This is a genomic window from Citrobacter sp. wls710 (assembly GCF_005281115.1).
Taxonomy (GTDB): domain Bacteria; phylum Pseudomonadota; class Gammaproteobacteria; order Enterobacterales; family Enterobacteriaceae; genus Citrobacter; species Citrobacter werkmanii.
This window is the reverse complement of the sequence record NZ_SZXD01000062.1, coordinates 56,600-72,221: the sequence shown is the minus strand read 5'-3', so window position 1 is coordinate 72,221 and position 15,622 is coordinate 56,600. Positions and strand designations below refer to the sequence as shown.

The window sequence follows — 15,622 nt, the reverse complement described above, 5'->3', positions numbered from 1 at the left end:
CTGGTTCGAGTCCAGTCAGAGGAGCCAAATTCAGAAAAGCCTGCTTTCGAGCAGGCTTTTTGCTTTTCAATTTTCTCATTCGTCTAATTATTCATGTTGCCCTCTGCGAGGGATATAATCGTTTCCTCTTCATGCCTGTCGCGGTAATCTCATAACGGCCGGTAATCTATCGGCTGCAATGTGTGTAACCCAACTCAAATACTAATAACTAGAATACAGTACAGACAGGATAACTATGGATTCCACCCTCACCTCCACGGGTTCCCAACAGGACACCTCTTCGCTCAACCGTGCCCGACGCGCTGCGCTTGGTAGCTTCGCGGGCGCCGTGGTCGACTGGTATGATTTTCTGCTCTATGGCATCACCGCTGCGTTAGTCTTTAACCGCGAGTTCTTTCCACAGGTCAGTCCGGCGATGGGCACACTTGCCGCCTTCGCTACCTTTGGCGTCGGATTTCTGTTCCGCCCGCTAGGCGGGGTCATCTTCGGCCACTTCGGCGATCGTCTTGGGCGTAAACGTATGCTGATGCTCACCGTCTGGATGATGGGGATCGCCACGGCGCTGATTGGCATTATTCCTTCCTTTGACACCATTGGCTGGTGGGCCCCTGTTCTACTGGTGACGCTGCGCGCTATTCAGGGCTTCGCCGTGGGTGGTGAATGGGGCGGAGCCGCGTTGCTCTCCGTCGAAAGTGCGCCGAAAAATAAAAAAGCCTTTTATAGCAGCGGTGTACAGGTCGGGTACGGCGTCGGTCTGCTGCTTTCTACCGGCCTGGTCTCGCTGATTAGCTCTCAAACCACCGATGAGCAGTTCCTCAGTTGGGGCTGGCGTATTCCGTTCTTGTTCAGCATTGTGCTGGTATTAGGCGCGTTGTGGATGCGTAACAGAATGGATGAATCGGCCGAGTTCGAACAGCAGCAACAGGCGCCGCAACCGGAGAAAAAGCGGCTTCCGGTCATCGAGGCTTTAATCCGCCATCCGGGCGCGTTCTTAAAAATTATCGCCCTGCGCCTGTGTGAACTGCTGACGATGTATATCGTCACCGCATTTGCTCTTAACTACTCGACGCAAAACCTGGGCCTGCCGCGCGAGCTGTTTCTGAATATCGGATTGCTGGTCGGCGGGCTGAGCTGTCTGACCATCCCCTGTTTTGCGTGGCTTGCCGACCGCTTTGGTCGTCGTCGCGTCTACATTACCGGGGCACTGGTCGGTACGCTGAGCGCCTTCCCGTTCTTTATGGCACTGGAAGCACAGTCTATTTTCTGGATCGTGTTCTTCGCGATTATGTTAGCCAACATCGCGCACGATATGGTGGTGTGCGTACAGCAGCCTATGTTTACCGGTCTGTTTGGCGCAAGTTATCGCTACAGCGGCGCAGGCGTTGGTTATCAGGTGGCCAGCGTGGTTGGCGGCGGTTTTACCCCCTTTATTGCGGCGGCACTGGTGACATTCTCAGGTGGAGACTGGCACAGCGTAGCTATTTATCTGATGGCGGGTTGTCTTATCTCCGCCACTACCGCGCTGTTAATGCGAGATAAGCAGCACGGTTAAACCCCCGGTGCGAGGGTCGTCCGGTCTTCGCACAATCTTCCTTATCGTCTGACTTTTGTTTCACATTCCTGTGACATACTATCGGAAGAGCGGTATATCTGTGGAACAAGGAGACAGACATGAACAATAAGGGCGCCAGCCTGACCCCGGCTCAGGCACTGGATAAACTGGACGCGCTGTACGAACAGTCGGTTAAATCACTGCGTAGCGCCATTGGTAAGTATATTGAAACAGGGACGCTCCCTGACGTAATCGCCCGCCATAACGGTCTTTTTGTTTACCCATCACTTCGTGTCACCTGGGATGGCAGCGCCACCAATCCTCCGAAAACCCGCGCCTATGGCCGTTTTACCCATGCGGGTTGCTATACCACCACCATTACCCGTCCATCGCTCTTTCGTCCTTATCTTGAAGAACAGCTTACGCTGCTGTATCAGGATTATGATGCGCATATCTCTGTTGAGCCATCGCAGCATGAAATCCCCTATCCCTATGTGATTGACGGTTCAGAACTGACGCTGGATCGCTCGATGAGCGCCGGATTAACGCGCCACTTCCCCACCACTGAATTGTCCCAAATTGGTGACGAAACGGCAGACGGGATTTTTCATCCGGCGGAATTTTCTCCGCTGTCTCACTTCGATGCCCGACGCGTGGATTTTTCGCTGGCGCGACTACGTCATTACACGGGCACGCCGGTTGAACATTTCCAGCCCTTTGTGCTGTTCACCAACTACACCCGCTATGTCGATGAGTTCGTACGCTGGGGCTGCAGCCAGATCCTCGACCCGGACAGCCCGTATATCGCGCTGTCATGCGCGGGCGGGATCTGGATCACCGCCGAAACCGAAGCGCCAGAAGAAGCCATCTCTGACCTCGCCTGGAAGAAGCACCAGATGCCCGCCTGGCATTTAATTACCGCGGATGGTCAGGGGATCACGCTGGTAAACATCGGCGTCGGCCCGTCTAACGCCAAAACTATTTGCGATCATCTCGCCGTATTGCGCCCTGATGTCTGGCTGATGATTGGGCACTGTGGCGGCCTGCGTGAAAGTCAGGCAATTGGCGATTATGTTCTGGCCCACGCTTATTTGCGTGATGACCACGTGCTGGATGCAGTACTCCCACCGGATATCCCGATTCCAAGCATCGCTGAAGTGCAACGCGCGCTGTATGACGCGACCAAAGAGGTCAGCGGCATGCCCGGCGAAGAGGTCAAACAGCGCCTGCGTACCGGTACCGTTGTCACCACCGATGATCGCAACTGGGAATTACGTTACTCCGCCTCTGCGCTGCGCTTTAACCTCAGCCGCGCGGTGGCTATCGATATGGAAAGCGCCACCATCGCCGCCCAGGGCTACCGCTTCCGCGTTCCCTACGGCACATTGCTTTGCGTTTCCGACAAACCCTTGCACGGCGAGATCAAACTGCCTGGTCAGGCCAACCGTTTTTATGAAGGCGCCATTTCCGAGCACCTGCAAATAGGTATCCGGGCTATCGATCGTCTTCGTGCCGAAGGCGACCGACTGCACTCCCGTAAATTACGCACATTCAACGAACCGCCGTTCCGTTAAGGCCTGAAGGTAACTATGCACAACTCAACTCCTCTTTCCGCCCTGCGTAACCTGCTGATAGCGCAGGGACTGGACGGTATGATTGTCCCGCGCGCCGACGCTCACCAAAGTGAAGATTGTACGCCGCATGATAATAAGCTGGCCTGGCTGACTGGGTTTAGCGGCTCTGCGGGACTCGCATTGGTCCTGCGCGATCGCGCATTAATGTTTGTCGATGGGCGCTATCAGGTCCAGGTGCGCAATGAAGTCTCGCTGGATGATTTTGAAATTCATCATTTACACGACGAACCGCTGGCCGACTATTTGCAGTGTCACGTTGCAGCGGGCGCGCGTATTGGCTTTGAGCCGCTGTTGATGGTCAACAGCCAGTTTGAAGCGCTGTCGGCGACGCATTGCGAACTGGTGCCTCTGGAGCAAGATCCTTTCGACCAGATATGGCTCGATCGTCCGGCTGCGCCCTGCGGCATCATTCGCGAAATGCCCCTCGACATCAGCGGTGAGAGCAGCGCGCAGAAACGTGCGCGGGTGGTAGAACAGCTCGCTCAACATCAGGCCGACGTGCTGGCGATTACGCTGCCGGACAACATCGCCTGGCTGCTCAATGTCCGCGGTTCGGATCTTGCTATGGTTCCAGTGCCGTTCTCATTTGCCCTGCTCCATCGCAGCGGCGAACTGGAATGGTTTGTGGATAGCAACAAAACACAGCAGCTCCCCGCATCGCTGTTGGATACGCTTACGCTGGCCCCGCAAGAGAACTTCCTGGCTCGCTGCCAGCAGTTGGCAAATGGGAAGCGCTTTCTGGTCGATAAAGACTACGCTCCGGTGGCATTGCGTTTTGCCATAGAAGAACATGGCGGCAACGTCCTGTGGGCCCCCGATCCCATCACGTTAATGAAAGCGCACAAAAATGACGTTGAACTGGCAGGCTATCGGGAATGCCATGAACAGGATGGCGCAGCCTGGGTTAACTTCCTCGCATGGCTGGCGCATGAGGTCCCTTTACGCGAAGCGGCAGGCAATCCGATCACCGAACTGGAAGCACAGGCTAAACAGCTGGAGTTTCGCCAACAGCAGCCGGGATTTATCGAGCAGAGCTTCAGCACGATTTCAGCCTCTGCCAGCAATGCGGCGATGTGTCATTACCACTCCAGCGAAAAAACCAATACGCCAATTACCTCGCAGGCCATGTACCTGAATGATTCCGGTGGTCAGTATCATAATGGTACGACGGATACGACGCGTACCCTCGCATTTGGCCCACAGGATCCGCAGCGACGCTTGCACTACACCGCCGTGTTGAAAGGCTTCTTGTCACTTATTTCACTGCAGTTCCCCAGCGGTACTCAGGGCCATCAACTGGATGCCTTTAGTCGGCGGGCGTTGTGGGATTTGGGACTGGATTTTGATCATGGAACCGGGCACGGCGTGGGCCATCAGTTGCTTATCCATGAACAACCTCATCGCATTGCCAAAAAAGTTAACCCCTGGCCTCTGGTGGCGGGCAATATCATCACCATCGAACCGGGTTATTATCTGGCCGGGCAATATGGGATCCGCATTGAGAATCAGGTGGAGATTATCAACAGCCGTCCGGGCTTCTGCCGCTTCTCGACGCTGACGCTGGTGCCGATTGATTTGAACCTGGTGGAACTTCATCTGCTGAGCGATGCTGAGAAACAGTGGATTGATGATTACCACCAGCAGGTCAGAGAGACGTTGTCCCCACGCGTAAACGCAGAAGCCCGTCCGTGGCTGTTCGCCGCCACTGCGCCCATTCGTGTTCAGGCCAATTAAGGCATTAAAAAAGGCAGCCCGCAGGCTGCCTTAGTTCTCCCCAACTTCTTACTACTTAGCTGTTACGGATGTACTCATCCATTTCAGTTTTCAGGTTATCGGACTTAGTACCGAAGATCGCCTGAACACCGGAACCAGCAACCACAACGCCCGCCGCACCCAGTTTCTTCAGGCCAGCCTGATCCACTTTGGCAACGTCAGCCACGCTAACACGCAGACGAGTGATGCACGCATCGAGGTTAGTGATGTTTTCTTTACCACCGAATGCAGCAACCAGAGCCGGAGCCATTTCGCCAGACGCACCCGCTTTGCTGTCTTCGGTAGCATCTTCACGACCAGGCGTTTTCAGGTCCAGCGCTTTGATCAACACACGGAAGATGGTGTAGTAAACAATCGCATAACCGATACCGACAATCGGGAACAGCCACAGTTTGCTGCTGTTACCGGACAGAACGATAAAGTCGATCAGACCGTGAGAGAACGATGTTCCGTCACGCATACCCAGCAGGATACAGATCGGGAATGCCAGACCAGCCAGAATCGCGTGGATGATGTACAGGATCGGCGCCACGAACATGAAGGAGAACTCGATCGGCTCGGTAATACCGGTCAGGAACGAGGTCAGCGCCGCGGAGATCATGATACCGCCCACTTTCGCGCGGTTTTCTGGTTTAGCAGAATGCCAGATAGCGATAGCGGCAGCCGGCAAACCGTACATTTTGAACAGGAAGCCACCGGACAGTTTGCCCGCAGTCGGGTCACCCGCCATATAGCGAGGGATATCGCCGTGGAACACCTGGCCCGCAGCGTTGGTGTACTCACCGATCTGCATCTGGAAAGGAACGTTCCAGATATGGTGCAGACCAAACGGCACCAGGCAGCGTTCAATGAAGCCATAGATACCGAACGCCACTACCGGGTTCTGGTATGCAGCCCACTGGGAGAACGTCTGAATAGCAGTACCGATCGGCGGCCAAATGAAGGACAGAACCACGCCTGTGAAGATGGCAGCCAGACCAGAAATAATAGGAACGAAGCGCTTACCCGCAAAGAAGCCGAGATACTCAGGCAATTTGATACGGTAGAAACGGTTGAACATATACGCTGCAATCGCACCGGAGATAATCCCCCCGAGAACACCCGTGTCAGCAAGGTGTTTAGCGGCGATCTCTTCAGCAGGTAAATGCAGAACCAGCGGCGCAACAACAGCCATGGTTTTAACCATGATGCCGTAGGCAACAACGGACGCCAGTGCAGATACGCCGTCATTGTTGGTGAAGCCTAACGCAACACCGATGGCAAAGATCAGCGGCATGTTCGCAAAAACAGAACCGCCTGCTTCTGCCATTACGTGCGATACAACGGCTGGCAGCCAGCTGAAGTTAGCGGAACCGACACCCAGCAGGATACCTGCAATCGGGAGTACGGATACCGGCAGCATCAGCGATTTACCGACCTTTTGCAGGTTAGCAAATGCATTCTTAAACATAATTAGGAGTGCTCCTGAGTATTTGTGCTTATACACTTCATCCTTCAAACCGCCTCAACGTTGGCTGTGCTCGTTCACTCCAGTCACTTACTCGAGTAAGCTCCTGTCATTCACTCACTTGCCGCCTTGATGCAGCTTGAATGATTTTGTGTATTCTACGTTCTCACGCATTGGCAAGGGGGGAGAGCCTCGCCGTGGACAGAGCATCTAAGTGCTCTTTATTTATTACACAGAGTAAAATAATTCAGTCTATTTTTGTTTGACGGCTATCACAATTCAGTTGTGAATGGCCGCAAAATTCGCACATTCCGATAAAATGAGTTTCTGAATGTGTCTAACTGGTCATTCACCGCCCATTTTGTGGCGGTGAACTTTACTCGCTTTAGTTATTAATTACGAGCTTTAAAAAAAGTCAGTTAACGGACTGATTGCAGGCGAGAAGCATCGATGTGAAACAGGCGGGCAAAGTTATCAGTGGTTGCCTGCGCCAGTTCTTCCACGGCAACACCTTTCACTACGGCCATATACTCCGCAACGTCACGCGTCATGGCAGGTTGGTTCTCTTTTCCACGATGCGGCACCGGCGCAAGGTACGGAGAATCCGTCTCAACTAACAAACGATCCAGAGGAACATAACGGGCAGCATCACGCAGTTGGTCAGCATTACGGAACGTGACGATGCCGGAAAACGAGATATAAAAGCCGAGATCCAGCAATTTGCCCGCCGTTTCTCTGTCCTCTGTAAAACAGTGTAGTACGCCGCCACAATCCGTCACCTTTTCTTGGCGCAGAATTGATAATGTATCGGCTCGGGCATCACGGGTATGCACGATAACCGGTTTCTGTAACTCGTGGCCAATCTGAATATGGTGGATGAAAGATTCCTGCTGGCGCACCTTCGTTTCCGGCGTGTAAAAATAATCCAGCCCGGTTTCTCCCATCGCTACCACACCGTCTTCGGCGGCAAAACGACGCAGGTCTTCAACATCATAAGTTTCATCCTGATTTAACGGATGCACACCGCAGGAGAAAACCACGTTGTCACGTTGGCCAACCAGTTCACGCATACTGCGGTATCCCGGCAGGGTTGTCGCGACGGCAAGACAAAATTTCACATCGCGTGCGGCTGCTTTCGCCAACACGTCATCCACGTCCTTATGCAGAGATTGATAATCCAGGCCATCAAGATGGCAGTGTGAGTCGACTAAAAACATAATGTCTCTCTCAAAGATGAGGAACAGGCAGTACGGTGCCCGGTTGCAGGTAATGCTCAATACGAAGGATAAGATCGGTTAACACCAGTTCACGGTTTAAACCCGTCACGTTCAGCAACTGCTGACGGCAATGACAAACATCACCGAGTATCGCCTGTATCTGGGCGACGGATAACCGCTCTGCGATAGAAGAGATGAGATCCTGAGCATCAGGATTGGTTAAATGGGAAACCCCATAGGGACGCTTTAGAGCATCCGTCAGCAGCGTTGCCAGCCAGTGTAAACGAGCGGCAGCCTGATCGTGGTTAAGCGCCGTTAACAGGATATACCAGTCGCCTGAATGCAGGGTGTTCGCCAGCGCAGCGAGGAAATCTGTGCGGTGCGTCCAGCTTGCGTCCTGCAGTAACGTTAATGCCGCACCCGGCGATCCCGCACTCAGACGTAATGCGCTCAACAATGCTTCCGGTGACAACGTCACTTCACGACTAAGCCAGGAGATAGCGTACGACTCTGCCGGTGGTGCAAGGTGATGTAACCGACAGCGGCTACGTAGCGTGGCCAATAAACGCGCAGGCTCTCGACTGGCGAGGAAGAACCAGGTCTGCGCCGGAGGCTCTTCCAGCGTTTTCAGCAACGCATTAGCGGCGGCGTCGGTTAACTGGGCGGCATCCGGGATCCACACCACTTTCGCCCCGCCCAGGCGTGAATGCTCGTACAGTTTCTCACTGACTTCGCGTACCGCATCAACCCCGAGCGTGCTTTTACCTTTTTCCGGCAGCAGCGAATAGTAGTCCGGATGCGTTCCCGCCTGCATCAGCTGACAGCCGCGGCAGTGTCCGCAGCTTTTATGTCCTTCCGGCTGCTGACACATTAAATAGCGACTGAGCGCGTAAATCAGCGCATCGTCGCCCATGCCGGGTAACGCCTGAATCAGTAACGCATGGTGACCACGACCGGCCTGGTAGCTCGCTACCAGCTTCTCAAAATCAGGTCGTAACCATGGATACCATTTCATGCGCCCTGCTCCTTCACCCACTGGGTAACGGTATTGCGGATATCAGCCATCACAGCCTCCAGCGGCTGCGTAGCGTCGATAGTACGAATGCTGGCGTCTTTGGCAGCCAGCTCAAGATAGCGCGCTCGGGTGCGATTAAAGAAATCGAAAGATTCCTGTTCAATACGGTCCAGTTCGCCGCGCGCACGCGCACGCTTCAATCCGACTTCTGGAGTGACATCCAGATAGAGCGTCAGGTCCGGACGAAAATTTCCGAGTACCGCATCACGCAGCGTTGCCAGCATATTTTGATCAATGCCGCGGCCACCGCCCTGATACGCCTGGGTCGACAGGTCGTGACGATCGCCAATGACCCATGCGCCTCTCGCCAGAGCAGGTTTAATAACGGTTTCGACCAACTGTACGCGCGCGGCGTAAAACATCAGGACTTCGGCTTTGTCGGTAATGACCTCGTCACCCACCGACTTAATGTCCAGCACCAGACTTCTTAGTTTCTCAGCGAGCTGCGTTCCACCAGGCTCGCGGGTAAAAACCATGTCACGAATACCGAGTTGCTCAAGTGTCTCTACCACCACATTACGCGCAGTGGTTTTTCCGGCGCCTTCCAGGCCCTCGATGACGATATAGTTACTGCCCATTTTTTTCCTTAAGCACTTTCAGGTAATCCTGTACTGACCGGTTATGGCTGACAAGATTGGTGTTAAATGTGTGGCCGCCTTTACCATCTGCCACGAAATAGAGATACGGCGTTTTTGCCGGATGTGCGGCAGCCTGCAACGAGGCCTCTCCCGGCATGGCAATCGGGCCAGGCGGCAGCCCGGTGATGGTGTAGGTGTTATAGGCGGTTGGCGTTTCTAAATCCACACGCGATAATTTGCCATTATACCGTGTCCCCATCCCGTAAATCACCGTCGGATCGGTTTGTAAACGCATGCCAATACGTAAGCGGTTAATAAAGACCGATGCCACCTGGTCACGCTCGCTAGCAACCGCGGTTTCTTTTTCAATAATCGAGGCCATTGTCACTAGCTGATTTTTATCCTGATAAGGCAAGCCATCAGCGCGCCCTTCCCAGACGGTATCCACCGCTTTAACCATCTTTTGATGCGCACGTTTTAGCAGTGCTACGTCGGTCGTATTAGCGGTATACATCCAGGTATCGGGCCAGAACCAGCCTTCCACCCACTGCGGGTTTTCCAGCTTCAGCGCCTGAGCGACAGTCTCGTAGTTATCGTCACTCAGCGTATGTTTGATATAGGGCGCATCGCGCAGTTGTTTGAGGTAATCACTCAGGCGCATCCCTTCCACCAGGCGTAACGGGAACTGCGCCTCTTTACCGCTTTCCAGCAGTAGCAGCATTTCTCGCACCGTCATGTCAGGCGTCAGGCGATAGGTACCCGCCTTAAAATGCGACAGGTCTGGTTCCACACGCAGCAGCCACTGGAACACACGCGGACGATTGATGACCTTATCCACATATAGCTGTTCACCGAGAGCCAGACGGCCTGTACCCGCTTTCAGCGTAAAAATGGTCTCTTCTTTAATCAATAACTTACTGTCCGCCAGATGGCGAACTTTCCACATTCCCACTCCCGCGGCAATGCCCAGCACAACCAGCAATAACAGGACAACGAGTAACAGTTTTTTCATGACTAATTCGGGTGCTCACAAAGTGGGGCTAAAAAATCGAATAATAAACGTGAAGACAACAACGTGCCGCCACAGGTCCGCACGGGAATAACCGGCATTAATGCGTTACAGACGACGATTTCATCGGCTTGCATAATCTCCTCCAACCCGGCATACACTTCGACAAGACTGAACGGTGATTGTGCCAGCATACGGATACAGAATTGTCGCATAATGCCGTTCACTCCGGCCTGATCCAACCGGGGAGTGTAAACCACATTACCTTTACGCCAGAACAAATTAGCCGCACAGCATTCCGTAACCCATCCCTCGCTGTCAAGAACCAGCGCTTCATCGGCATCCGTCTGCTCAAGATGAGAGCGAATCAATACCTGCTCCAGGCGATTCAGATGCTTAAGTCCGGCAATCAGCGGATTACGGCCCAGACGCACTGGACTCAACGCCAGCGTAATCCCTTCATGGCGCCAACGATCGTAATGTTCGGGCCAGGCTGAAACAGAGAGAATACGGGTGGCGTTGTGACCCGCCGCTACCGCGGCTAATAATGACTTTCAATACGCCACGCGCGTGTCCTTGCGCCAGGATTTTCATTTCATCTTGCAGCTCTGGCCATTGTTCGAAAGAGATCAGCAACTTTTGGCAAGCGTCTTGTAAACGCGCAAGATGCGCTGCAAAGAGGCAAATTTTACCGTCGATAATTCGCGCGGTAGTAAAACAACCATCACCAAATTGAGTCGCTCGATCGCTTGCGGCCAGCAGATTTTGCTCGCGGCCATTAATTAAGAACATGGAGGCTCCTTATATCTGGTCCGCTAGTTTGGCAGGATGAGTAACACAGGACAAGGGCGAAAAACCGAATAAAAAAAGGCCCGACAAGCGGACCTTTTCAGTTTTATTTCGTTGCTAACGCATCAACTGACGGGACTTAAATCTTTTTAAAGATCAAAGAACCGTTGGTACCACCGAAGCCGAAGGAGTTACACAGAGCATATTCCAAACCACTCACCTGACGCGCTTCGTGAGGAACGAAGTCCAGGTCACAACCTTCATCCGGGTTATCCAGGTTGATGGTTGGCGGAATAGCCTGATCGCGCAGCGCCAGGATAGAGAAAATAGACTCTACCGCGCCCGCAGCGCCTAACAGGTGCCCGGTCATGGATTTGGTTGAGCTTACCATCACACGGCTCGCTGCATCGCCAAAGACAGATTTCACTGCCTGGGTTTCAGCTTTATCGCCTGCAGGAGTAGACGTACCATGCGCGTTGACATAGCCGATCTGACCCGCTTCGATAGCCGCATCACGCAGTGCGTTGACCATTGCCAGCGCAGCGCCTGCACCGTTTTCCGGTGGTGACGTCATGTGGTAAGCATCGCTGCTCATACCAAAGCCAACAACTTCAGCATAGATTTTTGCGCCGCGCGCTTTCGCATGCTCGTACTCTTCCAGTACCACCATGCCTGCGCCGTCGCCCAGCACAAAGCCATCACGCTCTTTATCCCATGGGCGGCTTGCCGCTTGCGGGTTATCATTACGCGTAGACAGCGCACGTGCCGCGCCAAAGCCACCCACGCCCAGCGGCGTACTGGCTTTTTCAGCACCACCCGCAACCATCGCGTCTGCATCACCGTATGCAATGATACGTGCGGCATGACCGATGTTATGTACGCCTGAAGTACAGGCGGTCGCGATGGAGATGCTTGGCCCTTGCAGGCCGTACATGATGGTCAGGTGACCTGCCACCATGTTAACAATCGTCGACGGAACGAAGAACGGGCTGATCTTACGTGGTCCACCGTTTACCAAAGAGGTATGGTTTTCTTCGATCAGACCGAGGCCGCCAATACCGGAGCCAATAGCGGCGCCAATACGGTGGGCGTTCTCTTCCGTAATTTCGAGGCCAGAATCCTGCATGGCCTGAACGCCAGCGACAATTCCATATTGAATGAAAGCATCCATCTTGCGCTGTTCTTTGCGCGAGATAATGTCTTCACAGTTAAAATCCTTTACTAAGCCAGCAAATTTCGTTGCATAGGCGCTAGTATCGAAATGGTCGATCAGGCTGATGCCACTCTGACCGGCAAGGAGAGCTTTCCAGGTAGACTCTACGGTATTGCCGACAGGAGACAACATGCCCAGTCCGGTCACAACTACACGACGCTTAGACACGGTTGTCCTCCAGGGAGGGAAAATAATTCAAGTGGGATAAAAAGATAAAACTCAGGCGGTCGAATGACCGCCTGGAGATGTTCACTTACGCCTGGTGGCCGTTGATGTAATCAATGGCAGCCTGAACGGTAGTGATTTTCTCAGCTTCTTCGTCCGGAATCTCAGTATCAAACTCTTCTTCCAGAGCCATTACCAGCTCAACGGTGTCAAGAGAATCTGCGCCCAGGTCTTCAACGAAGGAAGCATTGTTGGTAACTTCTTCCTGCTTAACGCCCAGCTGTTCGCCGATAATTTTCTTAACGCGTTCTTCGATAGTGCTCATACTCTTAAATTTCCTATCAAAACTCGCTTTCGCGATGGTTTTCGTAGTGTATAAAATGTTGAAAAATTTGCAACTAAATCCCGGCAGGTCTTACCACGATTTTACGTTATTTTGAGGCCATTCCCACTAATAACGCAAATATTTTTCAATCGTGGTTAAACCATGTACATCCCGCCGTTGACGTGCAAAGTCTCACCTGTGATGTAACTTGCTTCGTCAGAAGCTAAAAATGCAACCGCACTGGCGATTTCCTGAGCGCCACCAAGGCGACCCGCAGGAACCTGCGCCAGGATACCCGCACGCTGATCGTCAGACAGCGCACGCGTCATGTCCGTTTCAATAAAGCCCGGAGCAACAACGTTTACAGTAATACCACGGGACGCAACTTCGCGCGCCAGTGATTTACTGAAGCCGATCAGACCTGCTTTCGCCGCAGCGTAGTTAGCCTGACCCGCATTTCCCATGGTACCAACCACAGAACCGATAGTGATAATACGCCCATGACGCTTTTTCATCATAGCTCGCATTACCGCTTTTGACAGACGGAAAACAGATGACAGGTTGGTTTCGATGATATCGTTCCACTCGTCATCTTTCATGCGCATTAACAGGTTATCACGAGTAATCCCGGCATTATTGACCAGAATATCGACTTCACCAAATTCTGCGCGAATATTTTCCAGAACAGATTCGATAGATGCCGGATCGGTCACATTCAACATCAGACCTTTACCATTTGCACCTAAGTAATCGCTAATGGCCTGCGCGCCGTTTTCACTGGTTGCAGTACCGATAACTTTCGCGCCACGGGCAACGAGTGTCTCAGCAATTGCGCGGCCAATTCCACGGCTTGCACCGGTTACCAGCGCGATTTTTCCTTCAAAATTCATGGGCTTCCTCTTTTATTGCTCTAGCGCCGCAGACAGCGCTGCCGGCTCATTCAGTGCCGAAGCGGTCAGGGTGTCAACAATACGTTTCGTCAAACCGGTGAGAACTTTACCTGGCCCCACTTCATACAGGTGCTCTACGCCCTGCGATGCCATAAATTCAACGGTTTTGGTCCACTGAACCGGGCTGTACAGTTGACGAACCAGCGCATCGCGAATCGCGTCTGCGGTAGTTTCACACTTCACGTCGACGTTGTTCACAACTGGAACAGTCGGCGCGTTGAAAGTGATTTTTTGCAATTCAACGGCCAGTTTCTCAGCGGCAGGCTTCATCAGCGCGCAGTGAGAAGGCACGCTGACCGGCAACGGCAGCGCACGCTTGGCGCCAGCGGCTTTACAGGCAGCCCCTGCACGTTCTACGGCTTCTTTATGCCCGGCGATAACCACCTGGCCCGGCGAGTTGAAGTTAACCGGAGAAACGACCTGCCCTTCGGCAGACTCTTCACACGCTTTAGCGATAGATGCATCGTCCAGACCAATAATCGCAGACATGCCGCCAGTACCTTCCGGTACGGCTTCCTGCATGAATTTGCCGCGCAGTTCAACCAGACGGACGGCATCGGCAAAACCCATTACGCCCGCACATACCAGCGCAGAGTATTCGCCCAGGCTGTGACCTGCCATCAGCGCAGGTGTTTTACCCCCCTGCTGCTGCCATACGCGATACAGCGCGACAGACGCAGCCAATAGCGCTGGCTGCGTCTGCCAGGTTTTATTCAGTTCTTCTGCCGGACCTTGCTGAGTCAGCGCCCACAGATCATAGCCCAGCGCAGCTGATGCTTCAGCAAAAGTTTCTTCAACAATTGGGTAGCTTGCTGCCATTTCAGACAACATCCCAACGGTCTGGGAACCCTGCCCCGGAAACACAAATGCAAATTGCGTCATGTTAAAATCCTTATACTAGAAACGAACCAGCGCGGAGCCCCAGGTGAATCCACCCCCGAAGGCTTCAAGCAATATCAACTGCCCGGCTTTGATACGCCCGTCGCGGACGGCTTCGTCCAGTGCGCACGGTACGGAAGCCGCGGACGTATTGCCATGTCTGTCCAGTGTAACGACGACATTATCCATCGACATGCCCAGCTTTTTCGCTGTCGCGCTGATAATGCGCAGGTTTGCCTGATGCGGCACCAGCCAGTCCAGCGCAGAACGGTCTAGATTATTGGCTTCCAGCGTTTCATCAACGATGTGGGCAAGCTCGGTCACCGCGACTTTAAATACTTCGTTACCCGCCATCGTCAGGTGAATCGGGTTATCCGGATTTACGCGATCGGCGTTAGGAAGCGTCAACAACTCACCGTAGCGACCATCAGCGTGCAGATGCGTGGAGAGAATGCCCGGCTCTTCGGATGCGCTCAGTACCACCGCGCCCGCGCCGTCACCAAAGATAATGATCGTTCCACGATCGGTTGGATCACAGGTACGAGCCAGGACATCAGACCCCACGACCAGCGCATGCTTCACTGCGCCAGACTTAACGTACTGGTCAGCAACACTCAGGGCATAGGTAAAACCCGCACAAGCGGCCGCAACGTCAAACGCCGGACAGCCTTTGATCCCCAGCATACTTTGGATCTGGCATGCCGCGCTTGGAAATGCGTGTGTGGATGATGTGGTGGCAACCACAATCAGACCAATTTCTTCTTTGTCGATGCCCGCCATTTCCAGTGCACGGTTTGCGGCGGCAAAGCCCATCGTCGCAACTGTTTCATTTGGCGCTGCAATGTGGCGTTCACGGATACCTGTACGAGTGACGATCCACTCATCAGATGTCTCGACCATTTTTTCCAAATCGGCGTTAGTACGCACTTGTTCAGGCAGATAGCTGCCGGTACCAATAATCTTCGTATACATGTACGCTCAGTCACTTTTTGGTTATATACCGCCACGAGCAAAAC

The 15,622-nt window shown here is 53.4% G+C and carries 13 protein-coding genes and 1 pseudogene; 3 read left to right on the top strand and 11 right to left on the bottom strand.

Features of this window, described 5'->3' with window-relative positions; all coding sequences use genetic code 11:
- The first annotated feature begins 235 nt into the window (after positions 1–235).
- From shiA to FDX14_RS24000, 3 genes are all read left to right on the top strand, one after another.
- Positions 236–1,552 carry a shikimate transporter gene (gene shiA / locus FDX14_RS24010; RefSeq protein ID WP_042309164.1) on the top strand — a complete coding sequence of 439 codons (1,317 nt, stop codon included), beginning with the start codon at positions 236–238 and terminating at the stop codon, positions 1,550–1,552.
- A gap of 119 nt (positions 1,553–1,671) precedes the next feature.
- Complete coding sequence (locus tag FDX14_RS24005; RefSeq protein ID WP_042309167.1) at positions 1,672–3,126, top strand: AMP nucleosidase; 1,455 nt, start codon at positions 1,672–1,674, stop codon at positions 3,124–3,126.
- 15 nt (positions 3,127–3,141) lie between these two features.
- Positions 3,142–4,920: an aminopeptidase P family protein gene (locus FDX14_RS24000; protein WP_137350382.1), complete on the top strand. Its 1,779-nt coding sequence runs from the start codon at positions 3,142–3,144 to the stop codon at positions 4,918–4,920.
- Positions 4,921–4,975: 55 nt separating this feature from the next.
- Here FDX14_RS24000 and ptsG read toward each other — a convergent pair whose 3' ends face one another.
- From ptsG to FDX14_RS23945, 11 genes and pseudogenes are all read right to left on the bottom strand, one after another.
- Positions 4,976–6,409 (bottom strand): PTS glucose transporter subunit IIBC, encoded by a 1,434-nt coding sequence (gene ptsG / locus FDX14_RS23995; RefSeq protein ID WP_003036277.1) that lies wholly within the window; start codon positions 6,407–6,409, stop codon positions 4,976–4,978.
- A gap of 416 nt (positions 6,410–6,825) precedes the next feature.
- A complete protein-coding gene (locus tag FDX14_RS23990) occupies positions 6,826–7,623 on the bottom strand; it encodes a metal-dependent hydrolase (protein WP_137350381.1) in 798 nt (265 codons plus the stop codon).
- 10 nt (positions 7,624–7,633) lie between these two features.
- Positions 7,634–8,638, bottom strand: a complete 1,005-nt coding sequence (gene holB, locus FDX14_RS23985) for a DNA polymerase III subunit delta' (protein WP_061381763.1) — start codon at positions 8,636–8,638, stop codon at positions 7,634–7,636.
- On the bottom strand, positions 8,635–9,276 hold the full coding sequence (gene tmk / locus FDX14_RS23980) for a dTMP kinase (protein WP_042309174.1): 642 nt from the start codon (positions 9,274–9,276) through the stop codon (positions 8,635–8,637). The genes holB and tmk overlap by 4 nt, the downstream gene beginning before the upstream one ends.
- Positions 9,266–10,288 (bottom strand): cell division protein YceG, encoded by a 1,023-nt coding sequence (gene yceG, locus FDX14_RS23975; protein ID WP_079224654.1) that lies wholly within the window; start codon positions 10,286–10,288, stop codon positions 9,266–9,268. The genes tmk and yceG overlap by 11 nt, the downstream gene beginning before the upstream one ends.
- Before the next feature lie 2 nt (positions 10,289–10,290).
- Positions 10,291–11,077, bottom strand: a pseudogene (pabC, locus tag FDX14_RS23970) (aminodeoxychorismate lyase).
- 136 nt (positions 11,078–11,213) lie between these two features.
- Positions 11,214–12,455, bottom strand: coding sequence for a beta-ketoacyl-ACP synthase II (gene fabF / locus FDX14_RS23965; protein ID WP_003036260.1), 1,242 nt, complete (start codon positions 12,453–12,455; stop codon positions 11,214–11,216).
- A gap of 85 nt (positions 12,456–12,540) precedes the next feature.
- The gene (gene acpP, locus FDX14_RS23960) at positions 12,541–12,777 is read right to left on the bottom strand and encodes an acyl carrier protein (protein WP_000103754.1); all 237 of its coding nucleotides are present in this window, start codon (positions 12,775–12,777) and stop codon (positions 12,541–12,543) included.
- Between the two features lie 155 nt (positions 12,778–12,932).
- Entirely contained in the window at positions 12,933–13,667 is a 735-nt protein-coding gene (gene fabG / locus FDX14_RS23955; RefSeq protein ID WP_042309180.1) for a 3-oxoacyl-ACP reductase FabG, read from the bottom strand.
- A gap of 12 nt (positions 13,668–13,679) precedes the next feature.
- Entirely contained in the window at positions 13,680–14,609 is a 930-nt protein-coding gene (fabD, locus tag FDX14_RS23950; RefSeq protein ID WP_079224658.1) for an ACP S-malonyltransferase, read from the bottom strand.
- Positions 14,610–14,624: 15 nt separating this feature from the next.
- Positions 14,625–15,578, bottom strand: a complete 954-nt coding sequence (locus tag FDX14_RS23945) for a beta-ketoacyl-ACP synthase III (RefSeq protein WP_006685075.1) — start codon at positions 15,576–15,578, stop codon at positions 14,625–14,627.
- Positions 15,579–15,622 lie beyond the last annotated feature (44 nt).